The sequence below is a fragment of the Deinococcus sp. YIM 77859 genome, assembly GCF_000745175.1.
Classification (GTDB): domain Bacteria; phylum Deinococcota; class Deinococci; order Deinococcales; family Deinococcaceae; genus Deinococcus.
This window is the reverse complement of sequence record NZ_JQNI01000002.1, coordinates 404,621-424,819: the sequence shown is the minus strand read 5'-3', so window position 1 is coordinate 424,819 and position 20,199 is coordinate 404,621. Positions and strand designations below refer to the sequence as shown.

Below are 20,199 nucleotides of genomic sequence, written 5' to 3'. Positions count from 1 at the left end.
GACCCGCCACCAAATCACTCCTCTTCATGGCCGGCGGCCTGTAGGCGAGATGGCGAACCCAACCTCCGCTGCAAAGTTGATTGCCTCACGGTTCTGCGGGCTTTAGCATGCCTGCCAACAAACTCAGCCTGCCCTGCTCCGGCATGGCCTGTCTCTCTGTCTCCCGGAACCCTCTTCGACACCGGAGGCCGCCGTACCTCCATGGAGAACCTGATGCCGAGAACTGCTCCTCCCTTGCCAGCGGACTTACCCTCCCTCCCGGCACCCGACACCCTCACGGTCCATCTGCGCACCATCACCCCCATGTTTGGCGGGAGTGCCGAACCCCGCCACGTGGACGAGCGGCACCCGGTGCGGGCCGCGAGCGTGCGAGGCCACCTGCGCTTCTGGTGGCGGGCCACCGCCGGGGCGGGGTACGCCACGCCGCAGGAACTGCACGAGGCCGAGTCACGGATTTGGGGCAGTGCCCAGACGCCGGGCCGGGTGCGGGTAACGGTGGAAGTCACCGACGCCGGTCAGCACTGCGAGCCGATTCGCCACGTGCGGCGCAGCAACGGCAAGATGGCGACCGACTTCGGGGCGTATCCGGCCTACGCGCTGTTCCCGTTTCAGGGCACCATCAAACACGGTAAAACCGAAGAGATGCCCGCCACAGCGCGGGAGAACGTCGCCTTTACCTTGCACCTCACCTGTCCGCCGGAGCTGCGCCCAGAGGTCGAAACTGCCCTGCACGCCTGGGTGCTGTTCGGGGGCATTGGCGCGCGCACCCGCCGGGGCTGCGGCAGCCTGGAACTGGTGGGGACCGAAGCACAGTTTCCCCGGCACCACAAGAAGGCGGGGAAGCTGCTCACCGCCTTACCGGGCCATTATTTCATCGGAAAGCCGCAGCGTAACCCGGTGCAGGCCTGGGCTGAAGCGGTGGCGGTGTACCGCGATTTTCGGCAGGGCGTGGACTTTGCCCGCAACAAGGGTCAGCAATCCAACCGTCCGGGGCGCTCGCGGTACCCGGAACCCGACACCCTGCGCGACCTGACCTGGCGCTACGGCCACCAGGTCATTCACCCGGTGCGCGGCTTTCCCCGCGCCGACCTGGGGCTGCCCATCATCTTTCACTTTCAGGGGCAGGGTGAACCCGACGATCAGACCTTGCAGGGGAGCCGGGAGGGACGGCAGCGCTTCGCGTCACCGGTCGTGACCAAAGCGGCCCGCATCGGCGGCGAGTACGTGCCGCTGGTGCTGGTGCTCGACAGCCCCCATGTTTGGGACGGCCCCGGCGTGGAACTCAGGGGGCAGGGTGAGGTCAAGACCCGGCAGATCAACCTCAGTCCCGAAGAGCTGAGGCAGATTCCACCGCTGGACGGCCGACCGGTGCGTGAGGCTCTGGTGCAGTACGCCCGGACTCAGGGTTTCCAGGAGGTCTCGCTGTGACCGCCCCTGAGCGCTTCCTCCTCTCCCTCTCCCTCGGCCCGGTGCAGGAGTTCATCGCGGCGGCCCGCAAAACGGCCGACCTGGAGGCCGGGTCCACCCTGCTCGTCGAACTGGTGGGTGCGGCGGCGAGCGTATTTCCCGCTGAGGAGCGCATCTACCCCGCCAGCGTGGAGAAGGGCGGGGCCAACAAGATTCTGGCGGTGGTTCAGGGCGACCCGGCCGCGCACGCGGCGCGGGCCAGGGCGCAGGCGCAGGCGTACCTCAAGGCGCAGTGGGACGAGGACGTGCGCCCGCTCATCCCGCACATCGATGGGGGGCGGGCTGAGGCTCAGTTGGGGCACTTCCTGGAGTTTTATGCGGCCTGGGTTCCCCTGGGAGACGACTACGGGGCGGCCCGCCGCAGGGTCGAGGCGCTCCTTGCCGCCCGCAAGAGCCTGCGCGACTTTGCCCCGCTTTCGCAAGGGGACGCGGGGATGCCCAAGTCGCCGCTGGACCCCGCCTACGCCAGCGTCTTTCGCGGGGGCCAGGTGCCGGAGGTGTTGCAAGGTGACCCCTGGAACTTCAAGCCCAGCGAGGCCCTCGACGCCATCTCGCTGCTCAAACGGCTGCGTGGAAGGAAGCGGCCCAGGGTGCTGGATACCCACACCCTGGCCCACCGCGCCAAGCACCCGGGAGCTGTGCTTTCCCGCGCGGAGGACGAGGACTTCAGACCCGACTACGCCTATTTCGCCATCCTGGTGGCCGACGGCGACAACATGGGGGCGCTGCTCTCGGCCAACGACAGCGAGGACGCGCACCACGAGATTTCCCGGCGGCTCGACAACTTCGCGGCGCAGGCGGAAAAAATCGTGGAGCGGCATGACGGCCAAAAGGTCTTTGCGGGAGGGGACGACGTGCTCGCCTTCCTGCCGGTGACCACCGCCCTGAGGTGCGGGCAGGAGCTGGCCGAGGCGTTCCGGCATACCGTGCGGGGCACCCTCAGCGCCGGGATTGCCGTCGTGCACTACCGCGAGCCGCTGAGCACCTCGTTGGCCCAGGCGCGGGCGGCGGAGAAGGTGGCCAAGCAGGTGGACGGCAAGAACGCCGTCTGCGTGGCGGTGCACACGCGGGGCGGTTCGCCGCGCCGGGTGGCGCTGCGCTGGGACGGAGCGCCCGCGCTGGAGGCGTTGACCCGCCTGAACCTGCCCCGTGGCCTGCCCTACGAGCTGAGTGAATTGGCCTGCGAGTGGCCCGAAGACACCTCGCCCACAGCACTGACGAACGAGGCCCGGCGCGTCGCCCGGCGCAAGGCCACCGCCGACGGGGTGCGGCTGGACGAACAGGCTCTGAAGGACTGGCACTTCGGCAGCCCGACCGAACTGCACGACTTTGCTGACCTCCTCATCATCGCCCGCTTCCTGCGTGGCCAAGGAGATCCCGCGTGAGTGACACCATCCTCGAACTTCAGCCCCTCTCTCCCCTGCTGCTGCGCGACGGGCGGCCCTTTGCGAGCGGCGGCGAAGAGTCGCGGGCCCAGAGCCTGCCACTGCCGCTGCCGCACACCCTGGCGGGATTCGTGCGCACCCAGATGGGCGAGGGCCGGGGCCTGAACTGGCGCGGCCTGAGCGACGAAGCCCTGCGCCGCGCCCTGCGGGATCTGCACGCCACGCCCATCCGAGCGCTGCCCCTGCGGGACGACAGGTTCATGTTTCCCGCGCCGCTCAACGCGGTGGTGGACAAGAGCGGACAGATCTACCGCGCCCTGCCCGCTGAGCCGCGCCCCGGTGAGGGCACCGACCTGCCCAAGGGGCTGCGGCCCCTGCTGCTGCAAGACCGCGACGGAAACGAACCCGGCGACGCCTTCAAGCCTGACGGTGGCTACAGCTACTGGCCGCAGGACGCCATGCAGGACTGGCTCCTGGGCCGCGTCCCGGAGGGGCTGGAGAACATCTCCGGCCCGCCCCTGGAAGAACGCACCCACGTCGCCATGAACAGCGAGACCGGCACCGGCGACGAAGGGCGGCTGTTCACGGTGAGCTACCGCAGCTTCGAGGAGCGCCGGAAGGGGGCCTACCACCGCTGGACCCTGCGGGTGAAGACGGACCTTGGGGGGGACCTGGCCCCGCTGGGGCACCTGGGCGGCGAACGGCGGCCGGTGGCCCTGCAAGACCGCGGCAACCGGGACCAGTGGCCCAACCTGGGGCAGTTCGGGGCGGTGCGGGACGCTCTGGCGGACTCAAAACACACCCGGCTGTTCTTCGTGCTCACCAGCCCGGCCCTCTTTGCCGGGGGCTGGAAACCCGGCTGGCTGGGGCTGAGCCAGGAGGAGGCGCGGAGGCACGACGGCAGCGGGTTGCCCGCCGGCATCCGCGAACTGATGTCGGGGGACGTTCACCTCGTGGGGGCCGCCGTGGGCCGCCGCATTCCGGTGAGCGGCTGGAACCTGCATACAGGGCAGCCCAAGGCCGTGCGCTGGGCGGTGCCCGCCGGGAGCGTCTATTTCTTGGAGGTCAACGGTCAGTTTGACCGCCAAGCCCTCCTGAATGCCTGGCTCAAACCGCTGAGCGACGAACAAGATGACCAGCGCGACGGCTTCGGCTGTGCGCTGTGGGGAGTGTGGAAATGATGCAAGTCGACCTTTTGATGTGGCAGGCCATCACCCCGGTGCACAGCGGCACCGGCCAGAGCAGCGCGGGCGTCATCGACCTGCCGATCGCCCGCGAGGTGGCGACCGGCTTTCCGATCCTGCCCGCGAGCAGCCTCAAGGGGGTGCTGCGGGGCGGCCGCGAGGACGAGGAGGCCCGGCAGCTTTTCGGCTCACTGGAGGCCGCCGGAAAGCTCACCTTCACCGATGCCCGGCTCTTGTGCCTGCCGGTGCGGTCGTACCGGGGCACCTTTGCCTACGCGAGCTGCCCGCTGGTGCTGGGTCGCCTCGTGCGCGACCTCGCGGCGCTGGGGCACCCGCTCAGCCTTCCGGAGGTGCCCGCCGTCCAGGAGGGCACGGCGCAGGTGGCCGGGGGCACCCTGGTGCAGGGCGAGCAGGTGCTCCTTGAGGACCTCGACCTCACGGCGCAGGAGACGGAGGGAGCGCGGGCGTGGGCCCAAACCCTCGCGGGGCTGAGCGGCCTGGGCGAAGAGCTCACCGAACGGTTTGCCCTGCTGCACGACGACGAGTTCGGCTTCCTCACCGAAACCGCCACCGAGGTCACGGCCCACATCCGGCTGGAGCCGGACACCAAGACCGTGGCGAGCGGTGCCCTGTGGTACGAGGAAGCCCTGCCTGCCGCCAGCCTGCTGACGAGCTTTCTGCTGCGGAGGGAGGCCGCCTTCACGCCCCCTCCCACCCTCCAGGTGGGCGGCAAGGGCAGCGTGGGGCGGGGCCTGCTGAGCGTGCGGGCGGTGGGGCGATGAGCCTGGATCCTATGTCGGCGGCCATGAACAACATGCTCCAACCCCAGTCCGGTCCTGTGCACAAGGCACCTTCCCGGGCGAAGTTCAACCGCGTCCAGCGGGACATCAAACAGGCGGTTGAACAGCTGGAGGCCCTGGCCGGGGCCAGCGACGGCGTGAAGCGGAACTACCTGCGCCGGGTCAAGGATTTTCCGGCGCTGGTGATGCAGGTCGGACTCGCGCAGGCGGTGGCCTTTAGCGTGGACAAGGCGAGCAAGAGTGACGAGCGCGGCCAGGCGCACCGGCACCTGCTCAACCACCTGTGGGCGGTGTGGCAGCCCGGAGCGCAGGGCCAGCCCGTGAGCGTCGAGACCGGCGCGGGCCGTGAACAGGTGCTGATCCACCTACAAGGGGTCTCCACCGCCGAGTACCGCCACCTCACCCGCCGCACCCTGGCCGCCTGGGTGTACGTTCGCCGCCTGAGCGAGAGCATCCTGGACCCTGACGGCAAGCTGGGCGAGGAGCGCGAATGAGGCTGCCCGGACAGTTTCCGCCCGCCGGAGCCAGCCACACCGGGCACGCCCTCACCCGGCGGCTGGCGGTCAAGGGGAGTGGCCAGGAAGAACGCCTCCAGGCAGACCTGAAGGCCATCACCCGGATCGCGCCCCCTGCTGTCTATGCCGGAGCGTTCGGGCGCTGGCAAGACGCCCTGCGGGACGCGGTGCGCCTAGAGGCGACGACGCGCGGGCCACTCGCGGTCGGCCTGGGCAACCCCAGCCCCTTTGAGGTGGGCCTCACCCTCCACCACACCTACGGGGTGCCGTACCTGCCGGGGAGCGCCCTCAAGGGCCTCGCCCTACGGGCGGCGCGGCAAAACGGCGTGCCAGCAGAGGCCATCACCGCCATCTTTGGCGACACCACCTCGGCGGGCTTCGTGACCTTTTGGGACGGCTGGCTGGTGCCGGGACAGACCGAGATCCTCCAACTCGACACGATCACGGTACACCACCCCGACTACTACGGGGACGGGGGCGAATGGCCCACCGACTTTGACGATCCCAACCCGGTGGCGTTTCTGAGTGTTCGGCCCGGCGTGCGCTTCGAGCTGCGCCTGAGCGGGCCGGAGGAATGGGCCGCCTACGCCGCGCGGCTGCTGGAGTGGGGCTTGACGCACCTGGGCCTGGGCGGAAAGACCAACGCGGGCTACGGGAGCTTTGCAGTCGAGCGCGAAAAGACCCCGGCCGAGCGGGAAGCCGAGCGCCGGGCCGCCGAGCAAGCCGAGCGAGAGCGGCAGGCAGCCGAGGAAGCGAAGAAGTTTGAGGGCCGCGCCCATATCCTGCGCCAGCGCGTCGCCGGGATGAACCTCGGCAGGGTCAAGGCCGAGCTGCCCCCCTTGCTGGGTCAAATCAGGGAGTTGCCGGTCCCCCTGCGGCGGGAACTGCTGGAAAGGCTCCTGAAGCGCCTCCAGAGTGACGACCGCACGAAGGGTGAAAAGAAACTGCTGGGCCAGGTGCGGGCGGCGCTGGAGGAGGCGCGGTGAGCCTGATTGTTCTGTCGTCGCTGGGCACCGGGGCCTACCGCGAGGCCCATTACGAGTCCGAACACCACTCCGAGGTCATCCGCACCGGGCTTTTTGCCGTCGCCCTCCACCGCTGGTACCCCGAAGCCAAGGTCAAGCTGCTCGCCACCGACGCGGCGTGGGAGGGGGGCAACGGCCAGTATGTGCGTGAGCACCATCCTGATTTTGAACGGGTCCGCATTTCCGAAGGGCGCACCGAGGCCGAAGCCTGGGAACTGTTCGGGCAGATGACCGGGGCGGTGCCGCCGGACAGCCGGGTCATCTTTGACATCACCCACGGTCTGCGCTCGCTGCCCATGCTGGGCTTCCTGGCGCTGTCTTACCTGCGGGTGGTGCGGAACGTCACCCTTGAAAAGGTGTACTACGGCGCGCTGGAGTTGACGCCGCGCGACGTGGAGGGGGCAACGACGCCGGTTGTTGACCTCACGCCGCTGGTGGCCTTGCTCGACTGGGCGCAAGCCGCCGGGCGCTTTCAGGACACCGGGGACGCGCGGCTGTTTCAAAAACTCACGGACGTCGCAGGGGCCAACGACCTCAAAAACGTGGCCGCCAAGCTCAGCGAACTTTCCGCTGCCCTGGCCAGCAACCGCACCCTAGAAGTGGGTGCGCTGTCCACCGAGCTCCTCAAGAAACTGGGCCGCTGGAAGCGAGAGGACACCCTGGCTCACCACCGCCCGTTTCTAGAAGTCGCCGACGTGGTGACCACCACCGTACAGCCACTGCAAGCGAGTGAAGACCAGCGGCTCAACCTGCTGTCGCATCACGCCCAAATCGAGTGGTACCAGCAGCGGGGTCACCTGGTGCAGGCGGTGGGACTGGCGCGCGAGTGGCTGGTGTCGGTGGTGACCTGGTGGCAAACGGGGAAGCTGCAACTCAGGCGTGAAGTCCGCAAAGACGCCGAGACTCTCCTGGGCCAGCACGCCAAGAATCCTCAGCAAGCGCCTGCGGAGCTGCAAGAGGCAGCCAACCTGTGGGAAAAGTTGACCGATCTGCGAAACGACCTCGCCCATTTCGGCATGCGCGACGACAGCCGCACCAAGAGCATCCGGGTCAGCAGCAGGGTCGCTGAAGTGCTTGGCCTCCTCCCCGCCGCCGTCCGCCCCCTGGGCCTGGAGCTGGAAGGTCCGGAGTCCGCGTGAGCCAGCGCGTCATCTCCACCGTCGGCACGAGTCTGCTGGGCAATCTGCATAATCCGCGCGTCAATCCGGACGGCCTGGATGCCCTGGCGCTGCTGCGGCGCGACCCACAGCGGGCCAGCGCCGAGGCCAACGCCATCACCCGGCTGGCGAAGGGCGGTGACACGCTGGTCTTTTTGCACTCGGATACCGAGGACGGCGAGCGCTGTGCCGACCACCTGAACACCTACTTCGCGGGACAGGGGCACCCGGTGCACGTGCGGCGCGTCGCGGGCCTGAGCTACAACGAGAAGGGCTTCGTCTCGCATGGGCTGCGCGCGCTGGTGCGGCTGCTTGCCGAGGAAATCCGCACGGCGAAGCGGGCCGAGCAGCGCCCCCTGCTCAACGCGACGGGCGGCTTCAAGGCTGAAATCGCCTACGCCACCGCCGTGGGCCTGATGTTTCACGTGCCCGTGAGCTACATCCACGAGCGCTTCGGGGACGTGGTCACCCTGCCCGCTTCTCCGGTCGGTTGGGACTACAGCCTCCTGAGCTGGTACCGCGACTTCTTCGACTGGCTGGACGAGGAACCGCGCCCCACCCACGCCGTTCACGAGCGCCTGGCCGCCCTGCCCGAAAGCGTGGCCCTCCTCGTCGAGGACGCCCCCGACGGCCAGAGCTACCTCTCGCCGCTGGGTGAAGCGTACCTGGAAGCGTTCCGGGGCCAGGCGGACACCCGGCGATCCTTGCGGCTCTCGGCCAGTGCCCGGCGAACCCTAGACGCCCTGGACTTCAGCACCCAGAGCGCCTACCGCCAGTTGCTCGAACGCCTGCGCCACGGCGGGGCGGGCGACTGGCGGCGCAGCGCGGAACTCGTGCGGGGCGACGTGTTCAAGTTTCCCAAGGGCCACAGCGTGCACCGCGCCTTTGTGCGCGAGGACGACGCCGGATTGTGGGTCCTCGAGCTGTGCGGCCATGAGGACGAGCGGCGCTACCAGGAGTTGATACGAACCATTCGCTGGAGCCACTACCAGGAAGACGAGTTCTCCGCCTTGCCCTAAAGCCTCCGTTTCTGCGCGAACCCCACGTGACGAAAAAACCCCGGGGGGTTCGCGCAAAGCAAAAAGTCCCTCTGGGACGGGATCTTTGACAACTGACCCTCAAGGCCACCTCCAAAAACTGGACAGCTCTGGGGAGGTTCGCGCAAACTGATGGCGGGGAGCCGTCTGGGACGCATCCGGATGGCGAACCGTTGCAGCCGTCCTTCGGGGCGGCTGAGGATTGAAACCGCACCATCCGGCTGCACCGCCTGGTCGCGCCCGTGTGTTGCAGCCGTCCTTCGGGGCGGCTGAGGATTGAAACCGAGCGCTGCGGCTGGGAGTGGGGCGGGCGCTGGGGTGTTGCAGCCGTCCTTCGGGGCGGCTGAGGATTGAAACCACATCTGGCAGCAACGAACCCAAGAACAACGCCCCGTTGCAGCCGTCCTTCGGGGCGGCTGAGGATTGAAACAGCTGCGGTGGCTCTTTGCCCGGGGCATTCTCAGGGTTGCAGCCGTCCTTCGGGGCGGCTGAGGATTGAAACCGCGTCATCGGTAAGGGGGACAAAGAAAGGCGCGTGGTTGCAGCCGTCCTTCGGGGCGGCTGAGGATTGAAACCACATCTGGCAGCAACGAACCCAAGAACAACGCCCGTTGCAGCCGTCCTTCGGGGCGGCTGAGGATTGAAACCCTCGCCTGCGCCGCCTTCAGCACGTCCACGCCCGTGTTGCAGCCGTCCTTCGGGGCGGCTGAGGATTGAAACGCTGAACTTCTTGCCGTAGGGCACCCTCTCCCCAGGTTGCAGCCGTCCTTCGGGGCGGCTGAGGATTGAAACAACAGGAGGAGCTGGACCTCGCGGGCGACAAGTTGCAGCCGTCCTTCGGGGCGGCTGAGGATTGAAACAGGCTGGTCCGGCGCGCCATCAGCGGGCCTCCTGCATGGTTGCAGCCGTCCTTCGGGGCGGCTGAGGATTGAAACTGCATCACCCAGCCTGGATGGTGCTGAACCACCTCGCGTTGCAGCCGTCCTTCGGGGCGGCTGAGGATTGAAACATTTTGGTTTCGACGGCCCGCGCCTGCGCCTGTGCGTTGCAGCCGTCCTTCGGGGCGGCTGAGGATTGAAACATCCTGCGTGAGCGCGCTCAGAAAAATGTCACCAGTTGCAGCCGTCCTTCGGGGCGGCTGAGGATTGAAACCATTGTCTACGACGAGAATCAGGTGAAGATTCGCCGGGTTGCAGCCGTCCTTCGGGGCGGCTGAGGATTGAAACCGCGCCCACCATGGCCCGTCCCTCGCCGTCCACCACGTTGCAGCCGTCCTTCGGGGCGGCTGAGGATTGAAACTCGTACCCGGCGAGCCCGAAGGCGCGAATCAGCCAGTTGCAGCCGTCCTTCGGGGCGGCTGAGGATTGAAACGACCTCGATCATGCCCGTGCTCCTCCCATCGCCTGGTTGCAGCCGTCCTTCGGGGCGGCTGAGGATTGAAACCTGGCGGCTCGTGCACGCCTCGCTGGACGGCTGGTTGCAGCCGTCCTTCGGGGCGGCTGAGGATTGAAACCTGGCGGCTCGTGCACGCCTCGCTGGACGGCTGGTTGCAGCCGTCCTTCGGGGCGGCTGAGGATTGAAACAGCATCAACCACACCACGAACGGCACGAGCACCACGTTGCAGCCGTCCTTCGGGGCGGCTGAGGATTGAAACCAGGAGCCAGGGGACCTCCTGGTCCGCCGCGAGGAGTTGCAGCCGTCCTTCGGGGCGGCTGAGGATTGAAACGATCAGTACTACACCCCGGCTTCCGTCGCCTCGTTGAGTTGCAGCCGTCCTTCGGGGCGGCTGAGGATTGAAACGCTACTGGCTGCCTCAGTTGCAACCGTTCTTCGGGTTGCAGCCGTCCTTCGGGGCGGCTGAGGATTGAAACTGGCGCGGTGGCGGAATCGCGCGGCGTGGTGACGTTGCAGCCGTCCTTCGGGGCGGCTGAGGATTGAAACTGGCGCGGTGGCGGAATCGCGCGGCGTGGTGACGTTGCAGCCGTCCTTCGGGGCGGCTGAGGATTGAAACTGCTCAGCGGAGTTCCTGCCGACCGAGCAGCTCCTGTTGCAGCCGTCCTTCGGGGCGGCTGAGGATTGAAACACGGCCATCGCCAACGAGACGGTGACCTGGAGCCAGGCGTTGCAGCCGTCCTTCGGGGCGGCTGAGGATTGAAACCAACCGCCAGGCGGTGCTCGTGCACGACCAGGACCGTTGCAGCCGTCCTTCGGGGCGGCTGAGGATTGAAACCTTACCCTGCGGCATGACTCCACTCTAAGCACGGCGTTGCAGCCGTCCTTCGGGGCGGCTGAGGATTGAAACGGCCCTATGGAGCTCGACGTGACCTACTCCCACAAGGTTGCAGCCGTCCTTCGGGGCGGCTGAGGATTGAAACAAGTCGGCGGAGGGAAGGGTGAGGCCAAAACCACGAAGAAGTTGCAGCCGTCCTTCGGGGCGGCTGAGGATTGAAACCTGGTGTTGTACTCCGGCTGGAAGGACGACAGACCGGTTGCAGCCGTCCTTCGGGGCGGCTGAGGATTGAAACCTGACACCCTAAACGCGAGTTGGGGAACCCAATCATGTTGCAGCCGTCCTTCGGGGCGGCTGAGGATTGAAACCGAGATCTTCTTAAAGTCGTGCGTTCGGCCATTCAATGTTGCAGCCGTCCTTCGGGGCGGCTGAGGATTGAAACCTACGGCCGGATTAATGGAAAGAGACTTCGAACCGTTGCAGCCGTCCTTCGGGGCGGCTGAGGATTGAAACCTAGCTGCTCGCGCTGGTATAGCTGGCCAAAGCCCTCAGCCAAAAGAGGCGCGTCAGAAGCAGCAGAACTCCTGCCACCACGGGCGCGGCCACAGCCAGTGCTGTCGGCAGGGTACCGGTCATGGCCTGAGCCGGCACAGTGGTGATAAAAGCCACGGGCACCACAAAGGTCAGCAGGGCACGGATGGGCAAAGGAAAGGCTGTGACTGGAAAGCGGGCTGCACCAAAGACACCGTTAAAGAGCTCGGCAGCGTTTTGGGTCTTTACAAACCAGAAGGCAGTGGTCGAGAGCGCAAGCCAGATACAGTACACGATGACAACAGCGCAGAGATAGAGCAGGGCAGAGAGCAGGATTCCTGGCCAAGTCACCTCAAGTTGGGAGGCAGCATAAACGATGAGAGCCGCACCTATACAAAGATCAGTTGCACGCAGTGCATTCAGATGCCGAGTGGAGACGTTGAATTGGGCATCTATGGGCTTCAGCAGGACAAAGTCCATGCTGCCGGTGCGCACGGCCTCGGCGATCTTGCTCATGTTGGGCTGGATAAAGACGCTGATGACCCCTTCGGTCAGCATAAAAAAGCCTGTTACCAACAGGGCCTGCTGAAAAGACCATCCCCCTACGCTCGTGGTGCCTGGTTGTCCGAATAGGACGGCAAGCCCCAAGAGGGCCACACCGGCTTCTCCCAGGCTGGCGAGGACGGCGCCCAGAAAGTTGGCGCGGTATTCCAGTTGGGCGGCGAGCGTAGCCCCCACAAAGATGCGGATCAAGCGGAGGAGCTTCATGCTCCGACCGCCCCGTATTTCCGTAACCCCGCACGCCACACGGCCAGCCGGACCACCCAAAAGATCACCAACCACACGAGCAGCACCAGGGCGCCGCGCCCAGCGTCGGTCAGGGTTGCCTTGCCCGCCAGAAGCTGCGCGGGCAGGCCCAGCATGTAGGGAAAGGGCGTCCAGAGCGCGACCTGCTGCACCCACGGAGGATAAAAGGCCAGTGGGGCAAAAATTCCGCCCAGGGCGGCGTACACCAGCCAGATCAGTTCCTGAAAGGAGGTGCTTGATTCGGTCCAAAAGGCCAGGAGACCAATGGTGTACTCATACAGAAAGCGCAGGCTAAAGCCCAAAAAGGCGAGGCCCAACGCCACGAGATAGGCGAGGGGGTCAGCGGTTAGGCTTGCGCCGGACAGCCAGGCGAACAGGGCCACCAACAGCAGCAGCGGGGGAAGGCGCACCACCCGTTCGGCGAGGTGCGCGGCGTAGTGGCCCCACAGGGGGTCCATCGGCCGCAGCAGCTTGGGCGAAAGCGTGCCCTGCCGGACCTCGAAATCCAGCTCCCAGGCCACCCACACCACCAAGACCTGGCTCACCAGCCAGATGCTCAGGAAATAGGAGGCAAACTCGGGGGCGCTGTAGCCCCGCACCTGCCCGCCGGGAGCGGCGTCCGCCTGGGCCATCCACACCAGCATCATCACCAGCGAGAGGGTACCGGAGAGTATCCAGATCACCACCTCGGCCCGGTACTCCACCATTTCGGCAAAGCGGGTGGCCAGCAGCACCCGAGCCTTGCGCCACAGCGCCGCTCCAGCGCCCCTAGCCACGCACGGCCTCCTTGCCCCCAAAGAGCTCTGCCAGCACGGTTTCGATGGGCGGATCCTCGACTGTGAGGTCTGCGACATCGAGGTGAGCAAGCAGCCCGGCGGCGCGCGCACTCACCTCCGCGCGGGGCACGATGAGTTCGGCGCTGAGCCCGTCCACCTTGACGTTGCTGCCGTAGGCACTGAGTTCGCTCGGGGTCACGGGCTGGCGCAGTTGCAGCCGGATCGTTTTGCCGCCGCCGCCGCGCAGGGCAAGCCGAGCCAGGTCGCCATCAAAGACCAGTTGGCCCTGGTCGATCACGAGGATGCGCCGAGCCAGGGCGGTCACGTCGGCCATGTAGTGGCTGGTTAGGATGACGGTGGCCCCGTAGCGGGCGTTGTACTCACGGATAAAGGCCCGCACGCTTTCTTGCATGTTGACGTCCAGGCCAATCGTGGGCTCATCGAGAAACAGCACGCGGGGGCGGTGCAGCAGGGCGGCGGCCAGCTCGCATTTCATGCGCTCGCCCAGCGAAAGCTTGCGGACCTGCTTCTTGAGAATTCCCTCCAAGCCCAGCACCTCGGTGAATTCACGCATGGTCTCGCGGTACTGTGCGTCGGGAATCTCGTAGATGGCCTGGTTGACCAGAAAGGAGTCGAGGGCGGGGAGGTCCCACAGCAGCTGCTGTTTTTGCCCCATCACCAGGGTGATGCGCCGCAGGAATTCGCTTTGGCGGCGCCGCGGCTCGAAACCGGCCACCCGCACCTCCCCGCCCGAGGGGTGCAGCAGACCGGAAAGCATCTTGAGGGTGGTTGTCTTGCCTGCCCCGTTGGGGCCCAAAAAGCCCACCATCTCGCCGGGCTGGAGGTCAAAGGAGACGCCCCTCACGGCCTCCACCACGCGGGTTTTGCGCCGAACAAAGCTGCGGAGGCTGCCCAGAAAGCCCGGCTCCTTCTCGTGAACGACGTAATGCTTGCGCAGTTCTCGGACGTGCACGCTGGCGTCCGGGGAGGGTGTGGTCATAGCTGGCCTCAGCGTACGCGGCGAGCGAAGGGAGAGACATGGGCGAAATGGCGGGGTCTTCTTCAGCGCGGCCTTTTTGTGCGTTACGTGCACGCCTGTTCCCCGAGCAGTCACGGGAGAAGCGCTTGGCGGCAGGTTTACGCTCACGGCATGACCTCCACCGCGCCCGCCACGCCGCCGGAGGCGACCCCGGCGCCCGCCCGACCCACCCCGCTGAGCCTTGCCCGGATGTTTGTGGGCGTGGCCCTGTCGGGCATCGGCGGCGGGCTCCCGGCACACACCCGCCGGGCCCTGACCTCGCGCGGCTGGATGACGGAAGAGGCGTTCGCGGAGACGTTCACCCTGGCGCAGCTCACGCCGGGACCGAACGCGGTGAACCTGGCGGCGATGGTAGGAGCGCGGCTGGCGGGGGGACTGGGGGCGCTGGCCAGCGTGCTGGGGGTGCTGACACCAGGGCTACTGGCCATGGTTGCGGCGAGCGCGCTGACGCTGGAGCAGCCCGGCGGCCTACCGGCAGCCCTGCAGAGCGCCCTGCGGGGAGCAGCGTGCGCGGCGCTGGCGGTGCTGCTCACGGCGGCACTTCCGGTGGTGCGGGTGGGCTGGCGGGTGCGGGGTGGCCCCACCGTCACCCTGGCGGCCTTTTTGGCCCTGGGCGTGCTGCGGCTCGATCTTCTGCCCGTACTGCTCGTCCTGGTGGGGGCGGGCCTGCTGATCCACCGGCCCGGAGGACGGCATGCCTGACCTCTGGGAAATCTTCCTGGTGTTTGCCCGGCTGGGCCTGATCAGCTTCGGCGGAACAAACGTCGCGGAGCTCGAGCGGGCGCTTGTCTTGCATCACGGCTGGATCGACGCACGAACGCTCGCGAGCGGCTTTGCGCTGGGGCAACTGATGCCGGGACCGAATATGCTGGCGGTCACGCACTACGGGTACGCCGCCGCCGGGCCAAGCGGAGCACTCGCCGCGACGCTGGGCTTCTACGGGCCAACCGCGCTGCTGAGTGCGGCAGCGGCGCTTCTGTGGCAGCGGCATAGCGCACATCCTTGGGCGCTCGCCCTCAGAAACGCGCTGCTGCCCTTTGGCGGGGGGGTGATGCTGGCGGGGGCACTGGTGCTCGCGCGAACGAGCGTGACCTCCTGGCCGGCCGCGCTGCTGACGGCCGCCGCCTTCCTGCTGCTGTGGCGTACGCGGGTGAATAGCGCCGCCGTGGTGCTGGGCGCCGCAGCCGTGGGAGCGCTGCTCGGGTTGTAGGAGTCAGGGCGCGAACCGCCGCAGGTGCAGACGGTAGATGCCGCCGCCGTCTTCGCGCCAGGCGAGCACCGCCTCACCGGAGGGCAACACCGCGACGGAAGGCGAGCGCGCGTCCCGCCGGGCATCCGCATTGAGCACGCCTAGGTCTCGCCACGCCGCCCCCGTCCAGCGGGCCAGCCGAACCTGTCCCCGCCCGCCCCGTTCCTCCACCCAGGCCAGAACCGGCTGGCCCTGCGCGCCGAGGGCCAGCGACGGAGCCGACGCAAACCCCGTGCTCACGGCTTGGCCCAGCGGCACCCAGCGCGTTCCGGTCCAGCGGGAGACAAACAGGGTGTCTTGACCGTCCACGTCCTCCAGCCAGGCCAGAACAGGGCGGCCCGCCTGATCAAGCGCCAGACGCGGGGCCGCCAGGTAGGCCGGTCCTCCCCGGCTCAGCGGCGCGCCGAGCGCTTCCCAGTGGTCACCCACCTGCCGGGCCACCCTCACCCTGCTGGCTGTGACGCTGCCCTCCAGCCAGGCGACGGTGATTTGCCCACGGGCGTCCAGCGCTACGGAGGGCTCCCGTGGGGAACGGCTCGGCGTGCCCAGGGGCTCGCCGCGTGCCCACTCTTGTCCGGTCCAGCGCCGCAGCGTCAAGAGAATGCCCGGCCCTTGGCGCGGACGCTCTCCCCAAACGAGCACGGGCTCACCCTGCCAGGCAGCCAGGGCGCGCGTCTTGGCGGCTTGGGGCGAACTGATGCCCAGATACCGCGGCCACCAGTTCGTCCACTGGCCCGCTTGCCACGCCCGAAACACCACCACGTCGTTGTCACCGGAATTTTCGTTCCAGGCCAGAACGGGTGTGCCCTGCGGGTCCACGGCCAGGTTGAGGTTGGCTGCCGGGCGAGGCTGCTGGTAATTCAGCACGCCGCCCAGCGGCTGCCAGGTGCCCCCGGACCAGCGCCAAGCCGTGACCTGCCGGGCTGTAAAGAGGCCCCGCCCGCTGCTGTAGCGGTTCTCGTCTGTGACAAGCGCGAGGATGAGGGTGCCCGAAGCCGCGGCGACACGCAGTTCTCGCAGGGGACGCGGAGCCAGGGGCGGCGGGGCCAGAACCGCCGGGCCGGATGTTCCCCCCGCCTGAACCAGGGACGAGCAGGTGAAAAGGCCCAACAAAGCGTACGCCAGACGCATACATTCCTTTCGAGAAGGGGCGTGAGGAGACGAGCGAGAACAGCATAATGGCAGCGTGACGACAGACTGGCGGCATGACGCCTCCTCACGGCGGGCGCGTCCCCCGCAGGTGCGCGGAGCGGTGGCGCGGCCCCGCCTGCTGGCGCTGCTGCGCTCCGCGCGGGTGGTGACGGTGGTGGCCCCGGCGGGGTACGGCAAGACCACGACGCTCGCGGCCCACCTGCCCGACCTGGGCCAGGCCGCCTGGCTCACGCTCGACGTGGACGACGCCGATCCCCAGGTGCTCGCAGCGGGCCTCGCGCTCGCGGTGTCTGGTCTGCCGGAGGGCGAAGGACCAGGAGTCCTGCTGGATGTGGGGACGCCTCCCCGGCGGGTGGCCGCACGGGTCGCGGACGTGCTGGACCGAGCGGGTGCCCTCCTCGTGCTGGACGAGGCGCAGCACCTCGCGGGGCCGCTGACGGGTGACATGCTCAAGGAGCTGCTGGGCGGGCGGGTGGCGCTCCTTTCCCGCACGCCGCTGGAACACCCGGAGCTGACCCGTCTGGAGGCCGCCGGCGACCTGGTGCGGGTGAGTGCGCCGGACCTGGCCTTTACTCCCACCGAACTCACCGACCTGCTGACGGCCCACGGCGTCCAGGCCAGCGGGTCCGAGGTGAGGCTGGCCCACACGGTCACCGAAGGCTGGCCCATCGCCGCTCGCTTCCTGGCACAGGCCGCCGCCCAGGGCCGGGTTCCCCTGGCCCGGCTGGCGGACCTCGACGGGGGTGAGGTGCCACTGGCCACCCTGTTTGCCTACCTCGCCCAGGAGGTGCTGGGGCCGCTTGATCCCGCGTTGCGGGCACTTCTGACGCGCGGCAGCGTCTTTGAGGAACTCACGCCGGACCTGCTTGCCGACGTGCTGGCCGAACGCGAGGCGGCGACCCTCCTCGCTGCCCTTGAACGGGGCGGCACCTTTCTCACCCGCACGGGCGACAGCTACCGGGCGCATCCCCTGCTGCGCGCGCACCTGCGCGGCCTCCTGACCGGTGAGCAGGTCCGGGAGATCGCCGCGCGGGGTGCAGCGTACTTTGAACGCACCGGACGCCCCCGCCGAGCACTCGCCGCGCACCTCCAGGCGGGCCACACCAACCGGGCCGCCGAACTCTTGGCCCATCACGGCGGACGCTGGCTTGCCCAGGGCCGGGTGACCCTGGTGGGCCGCAGCCTCGCGCGCCTGCCCGCCGCCGCCTGGACGCCTGCCCTGCATGCCCTCTCCGGCGACGCGCTGCGCCTCGCCTCACGCTACGGGGAGGCGCTGGCCGCCTACGAACAGGCGGAGCCGCTCGCCCGGGCGCTGGGAGAAGCGCAGGTCGCCCTGGACACCGTGCAGCCGGACCTCGCCTGGGAACCGCTGCAACAGGCTGCGGCCCTGGCCGCCGACGAGGCGACACGGGCCCAGGTCCGGCGAATGCGGGCCGAAAACCACCTCAACGCGGGCGAACTTCTCCAGGCCCTGGCGCTGGTCCCCGACCTGGCGGGGGGGCGAGGTATGCCCTGCGCTCCGGACACATCACCCACGCGCTTACCCTGGCCCTGGAGGCGGCGCGGGGGGAAACCGGGGGCGCGCGGGCCGCGCAAAACCACCGCGAGGGCCTGCTGCTCGCGGCGTTCTTGCACGCCGTGCTCGGGGAGGCGCCGGAGGCGGCCCGCTGTGCTCGTGCGGGTCTGGCAGAAGGGGAACGCCTCGAGAGCCGCTTTGTGTGCTCGCTGGCCCTGGCCCGGCTGGGGCATGCCGAGGTGGCCGCCCAACGGCCCGAGGCGGCACGGGGCGCCTACCAGGAGGCGCTTGCCCTCTCGCTCGACGTGGTGCCCCGCCTACAGGTGGAACCGCGAATGGGGCTGGCCTATCTGGAGGGCCGCTCAGGCCACGTCACCCTGGCCGCCGAACACGAGGCGCGGGCCCTCGCCCATACGGGCGGAGACCGCTACGTGGCCGCCTTGACGCGGCTAACGGCCGCCCTGGGACGGCTGCACGGGGGGGATGAGCGGGGAGCGGTGCCCGGTCTGGAGGCGGCAAGCGCCCTCTTTGCCGCCTGTGGAGACGCCTTTGGCGAGGGGGCCGCCGCCCTCGCGCGCTACGCGGCCACCGGCGAAGGCGCAGAGGCCGCGGCTCAGGCGGTGGCCCGGTTTCCCTTCCTGCTCGCGCGGCGCTCGCTGCTCTCCCCTGCCCCGGAACGTGTGGCGCGAGCGGCGCTGCTCGCTCGGCTGGGGGCAGCGGTGCCGGAGGCGCAGGCCGCGCTCCTCCCCATCGCCCGCGCCCTGGGCTACACGCACGTTCCTGTGCCCCTTGAGGTTCCGCCCACCGAGGTGCGGGTGCAGGTGCTGGGGCGGGTGACGGTGGTGCGCGGGGAGCGGGAAACGCGCGAGTGGGGCCGCGCGCGCGCCCGCGACCTGCTCGCCCTGCTTGCCGTTTCTCCCCAGGGCTTGCCACGCGAGGCGGCACAGGAGGCCCTGTTTCCGGGGGCGGACCCCCAGGCGGGCGAGCGCAATTTTCGCGTCACGCTGCACGCCCTTGGGCAGGTGCTGGAAGAGGGGGTGGCCAGCGGCACCTTTTTGGAGCGCGGGGACTGGCTGCGGCTGAGATGTGGTCCTGACCTGACGGTGGATCTGCACGAGGCGCTGACCTGGCTGCATGCTGAGCCCGGAACGCCCGGACGCGCCGCCGCCCTGCTGGCCCTGCCGGGAGAGGTGGCCGACAGTGACCTCACCGCGGTACAGGCCGAGGCCGAGCGCTACGCCGTTCATCTCCCCGAGGCCCTGACCGCAGAAGCCGAGCACGCTCTGCACGCCGTGGGGCCGGACCTGGCGACCCGGCTGGCCGAGCGCGCCCTGGCGCTCGACCCCGCGCACGAGCCCGCGGCCCGCACCCTGATGCGCGCGTGGCATGCCCGGGCCAACCCCGCCGCCGCCGCCCGCACCTACGCAGCCCTGCGTGCCGCTCTTGCGGACCTCGGCCTCACGCCGCTTCCAGAAACGGAGACGCTGCACCGGGCGCTGACGGGGCGGGCGCGTGAAACGCCTTCGTGACGCCCACACCCTACACTCTGCCCATGACTCAGGACTCTCGCGTGGCCCTCGTGACGGGCGGCAGCAGCGGCATCGGCCTCGCCATCGCGCAGCGGCTTCAGGCCGATGGACTACGGGTCGCCGTGCTCGACCTCGACCGTCCGCAGGCGCGTACCGCGGCCGCACAGCACGGCTTCACCTTTGTGGGGGCGGACCTCGCCCGCCGGGAAGACTGCCGCCGAGCGGTCGCGGAGACCGTCGCAGCGCTGGGAGGCCTCGACGTGCTGGTCAACAACGCGGGCTTTCAGCACATCGACCCCATCGCGGACTTTCCCGAGGACACCTGGGACACCATGCTGCACGTGATGCTGACCGCCCCCTTTTTGCTGACGAAGTACGCCTGGCCGTATCTGAGGCGTTCGGGGCAGGGCCGCGTCGTCAACATCGCCTCCATCCACGGTCAGGTGGCCAGCCCCTTTAAAAGCGCCTACATCAGCGCCAAGCACGGGCTGATCGGCCTGACGCGGACCGCTGCCCTGGAGGCAGGCGAGCAGGGCTTTACGGTGAACGCGATTTGCCCCGGCTACGTCCGCACGCCCCTGGTGGAGGGCCAGATTGCGGACCAAGCCCGCACGCGCGGCCTGAGCCCCGAGGACGTCGAGCAGAAGGTGATGCTGGAACCCGCCGCCATCAAAAAACTTCTGCTCCCCGAAGACGTGGCGGCCCTCGCGAGCTACGTGGTGAGCCCCGCCGCCTGGGGAATGACGGGGGCAGTGCTTGACCTCGATCTGGGGTGGACCGCGCGCTAGAACCGTGTTCG

At 68.5% G+C, this 20,199-nt stretch carries 17 protein-coding genes and 1 CRISPR repeat array; of the genes, 13 read left to right on the top strand and 4 right to left on the bottom strand.

Annotation, left to right across the window (positions count from 1 at the left end):
- The first annotated feature begins 213 nt into the window (after window positions 1–213).
- From cmr1 to EI73_RS02205, 8 genes are read left to right on the top strand one after another with little or no spacing between them, the layout of a single operon-like run.
- Window positions 214–1,428, top strand: coding sequence for a type III-B CRISPR module RAMP protein Cmr1 (gene cmr1, locus EI73_RS15565; protein ID WP_197050733.1), 1,215 nt, complete (start codon window positions 214–216; stop codon window positions 1,426–1,428).
- The gene (gene cas10, locus EI73_RS02235; protein WP_034383774.1) at window positions 1,425–2,852 is read left to right on the top strand and encodes a type III-B CRISPR-associated protein Cas10/Cmr2; all 1,428 of its coding nucleotides are present in this window, start codon (window positions 1,425–1,427) and stop codon (window positions 2,850–2,852) included. Before cmr1 ends, cas10 begins: the two co-directional genes overlap by 4 nt.
- The gene (locus EI73_RS02230) at window positions 2,849–4,033 is read left to right on the top strand and encodes a type III-B CRISPR module-associated protein Cmr3 (protein ID WP_034383771.1); all 1,185 of its coding nucleotides are present in this window, start codon (window positions 2,849–2,851) and stop codon (window positions 4,031–4,033) included. The genes cas10 and EI73_RS02230 overlap by 4 nt, the downstream gene beginning before the upstream one ends.
- Window positions 4,030–4,818 (top strand): type III-B CRISPR module RAMP protein Cmr4, encoded by a 789-nt coding sequence (gene cmr4 / locus EI73_RS02225; RefSeq protein ID WP_156103437.1) that lies wholly within the window; start codon window positions 4,030–4,032, stop codon window positions 4,816–4,818. Before EI73_RS02230 ends, cmr4 begins: the two co-directional genes overlap by 4 nt.
- Window positions 4,815–5,330: a type III-B CRISPR module-associated protein Cmr5 gene (locus EI73_RS02220; RefSeq protein ID WP_051935379.1), complete on the top strand. Its 516-nt coding sequence runs from the start codon at window positions 4,815–4,817 to the stop codon at window positions 5,328–5,330. Before cmr4 ends, EI73_RS02220 begins: the two co-directional genes overlap by 4 nt.
- The gene (gene cmr6, locus EI73_RS02215) at window positions 5,327–6,337 is read left to right on the top strand and encodes a type III-B CRISPR module RAMP protein Cmr6 (protein ID WP_034383765.1); all 1,011 of its coding nucleotides are present in this window, start codon (window positions 5,327–5,329) and stop codon (window positions 6,335–6,337) included. Before EI73_RS02220 ends, cmr6 begins: the two co-directional genes overlap by 4 nt.
- Window positions 6,334–7,515: a TIGR02221 family CRISPR-associated protein gene (gene csx2 / locus EI73_RS02210; RefSeq protein WP_034383762.1), complete on the top strand. Its 1,182-nt coding sequence runs from the start codon at window positions 6,334–6,336 to the stop codon at window positions 7,513–7,515. Before cmr6 ends, csx2 begins: the two co-directional genes overlap by 4 nt.
- A complete protein-coding gene (locus tag EI73_RS02205; protein WP_034383759.1) occupies window positions 7,512–8,552 on the top strand; it encodes a putative CRISPR-associated protein in 1,041 nt (346 codons plus the stop codon). Before csx2 ends, EI73_RS02205 begins: the two co-directional genes overlap by 4 nt.
- Window positions 8,553–8,742: 190 nt before the next feature.
- Window positions 8,743–11,314: direct repeats of the CRISPR family, unit length 37 nt; unit sequence GTTGCAGCCGTCCTTCGGGGCGGCTGAGGATTGAAAC.
- Here EI73_RS02205 and EI73_RS02200 read toward each other — a convergent pair.
- From EI73_RS02200 to EI73_RS02190, 3 genes are all read right to left on the bottom strand, one after another.
- On the bottom strand, window positions 11,315–12,100 hold the full coding sequence (locus tag EI73_RS02200; protein ID WP_034383756.1) for an ABC transporter permease: 786 nt from the start codon (window positions 12,098–12,100) through the stop codon (window positions 11,315–11,317).
- Window positions 12,097–12,846 (bottom strand): ABC-2 family transporter protein, encoded by a 750-nt coding sequence (locus EI73_RS02195; RefSeq protein ID WP_051935547.1) that lies wholly within the window; start codon window positions 12,844–12,846, stop codon window positions 12,097–12,099. The genes EI73_RS02200 and EI73_RS02195 overlap by 4 nt, the downstream gene beginning before the upstream one ends.
- 61 nt (window positions 12,847–12,907) lie before the next feature.
- Window positions 12,908–13,915, bottom strand: coding sequence for an ATP-binding cassette domain-containing protein (locus EI73_RS02190; RefSeq protein ID WP_034383750.1), 1,008 nt, complete (start codon window positions 13,913–13,915; stop codon window positions 12,908–12,910).
- A gap of 150 nt (window positions 13,916–14,065) precedes the next feature.
- Here EI73_RS02190 and EI73_RS02185 point away from each other — a divergent pair, with 150 nt between their 5' ends.
- Window positions 14,066–14,656, top strand: coding sequence for a chromate transporter (locus EI73_RS02185; protein WP_034383747.1), 591 nt, complete (start codon window positions 14,066–14,068; stop codon window positions 14,654–14,656).
- Window positions 14,649–15,164, top strand: a complete 516-nt coding sequence (locus tag EI73_RS02180) for a chromate transporter (protein ID WP_034383744.1) — start codon at window positions 14,649–14,651, stop codon at window positions 15,162–15,164. The genes EI73_RS02185 and EI73_RS02180 overlap by 8 nt, the downstream gene beginning before the upstream one ends.
- Window positions 15,165–15,167: 3 nt before the next feature.
- Here EI73_RS02180 and EI73_RS02175 read toward each other — a convergent pair whose 3' ends face one another.
- On the bottom strand, window positions 15,168–16,334 hold the full coding sequence (locus EI73_RS02175) for a hypothetical protein (protein ID WP_034383741.1): 1,167 nt from the start codon (window positions 16,332–16,334) through the stop codon (window positions 15,168–15,170).
- 55 nt (window positions 16,335–16,389) lie between these two features.
- On the opposite strand from EI73_RS02175, the gene EI73_RS16650 reads away from it, so the two are divergent.
- From EI73_RS16650 to EI73_RS02165, 3 genes are read left to right on the top strand one after another with little or no spacing between them, the layout of a single operon-like run.
- Window positions 16,390–18,315, top strand: coding sequence for an AAA family ATPase (locus EI73_RS16650; protein ID WP_231557261.1), 1,926 nt, complete (start codon window positions 16,390–16,392; stop codon window positions 18,313–18,315).
- Complete coding sequence (locus tag EI73_RS16645) at window positions 18,207–19,400, top strand: BTAD domain-containing putative transcriptional regulator (RefSeq protein WP_231557260.1); 1,194 nt, start codon at window positions 18,207–18,209, stop codon at window positions 19,398–19,400. Before EI73_RS16650 ends, EI73_RS16645 begins: the two co-directional genes overlap by 109 nt.
- A gap of 23 nt (window positions 19,401–19,423) precedes the next feature.
- Entirely contained in the window at window positions 19,424–20,188 is a 765-nt protein-coding gene (locus EI73_RS02165; protein WP_034383738.1) for a 3-hydroxybutyrate dehydrogenase, read from the top strand.
- The last annotated feature ends 11 nt before the right edge of the window (window positions 20,189–20,199 follow it).

Coding starts and splice junctions, on each gene's coding strand:
- cmr1 (WP_197050733.1), top strand. CDS start 214: ATGCCGAGAACTGCTCCTCCCTTGCCAGCGGACTTACCCTCCCTCCCG.
- cmr4 (WP_156103437.1), top strand. CDS start 4,030: ATGATGCAAGTCGACCTTTTGATGTGGCAGGCCATCACCCCGGTGCAC.
- EI73_RS02220 (WP_051935379.1), top strand. CDS start 4,815: ATGAGCCTGGATCCTATGTCGGCGGCCATGAACAACATGCTCCAACCC.
- cmr6 (WP_034383765.1), top strand. CDS start 5,327: ATGAGGCTGCCCGGACAGTTTCCGCCCGCCGGAGCCAGCCACACCGGG.
- EI73_RS02200 (WP_034383756.1), bottom strand. CDS start 12,100: ATGAAGCTCCTCCGCTTGATCCGCATCTTTGTGGGGGCTACGCTCGCC.
- EI73_RS02195 (WP_051935547.1), bottom strand. CDS start 12,846: ATGGTGGAGTACCGGGCCGAGGTGGTGATCTGGATACTCTCCGGTACC.
- EI73_RS02190 (WP_034383750.1), bottom strand. CDS start 13,915: ATGACCACACCCTCCCCGGACGCCAGCGTGCACGTCCGAGAACTGCGC.
- EI73_RS02185 (WP_034383747.1), top strand. CDS start 14,066: ATGACCTCCACCGCGCCCGCCACGCCGCCGGAGGCGACCCCGGCGCCC.
- EI73_RS02180 (WP_034383744.1), top strand. CDS start 14,649: ATGCCTGACCTCTGGGAAATCTTCCTGGTGTTTGCCCGGCTGGGCCTG.
- EI73_RS02175 (WP_034383741.1), bottom strand. CDS start 16,334: ATGCGTCTGGCGTACGCTTTGTTGGGCCTTTTCACCTGCTCGTCCCTG.
- EI73_RS16645 (WP_231557260.1), top strand. CDS start 18,207: ATGGGGCTGGCCTATCTGGAGGGCCGCTCAGGCCACGTCACCCTGGCC.
- EI73_RS02165 (WP_034383738.1), top strand. CDS start 19,424: ATGACTCAGGACTCTCGCGTGGCCCTCGTGACGGGCGGCAGCAGCGGC.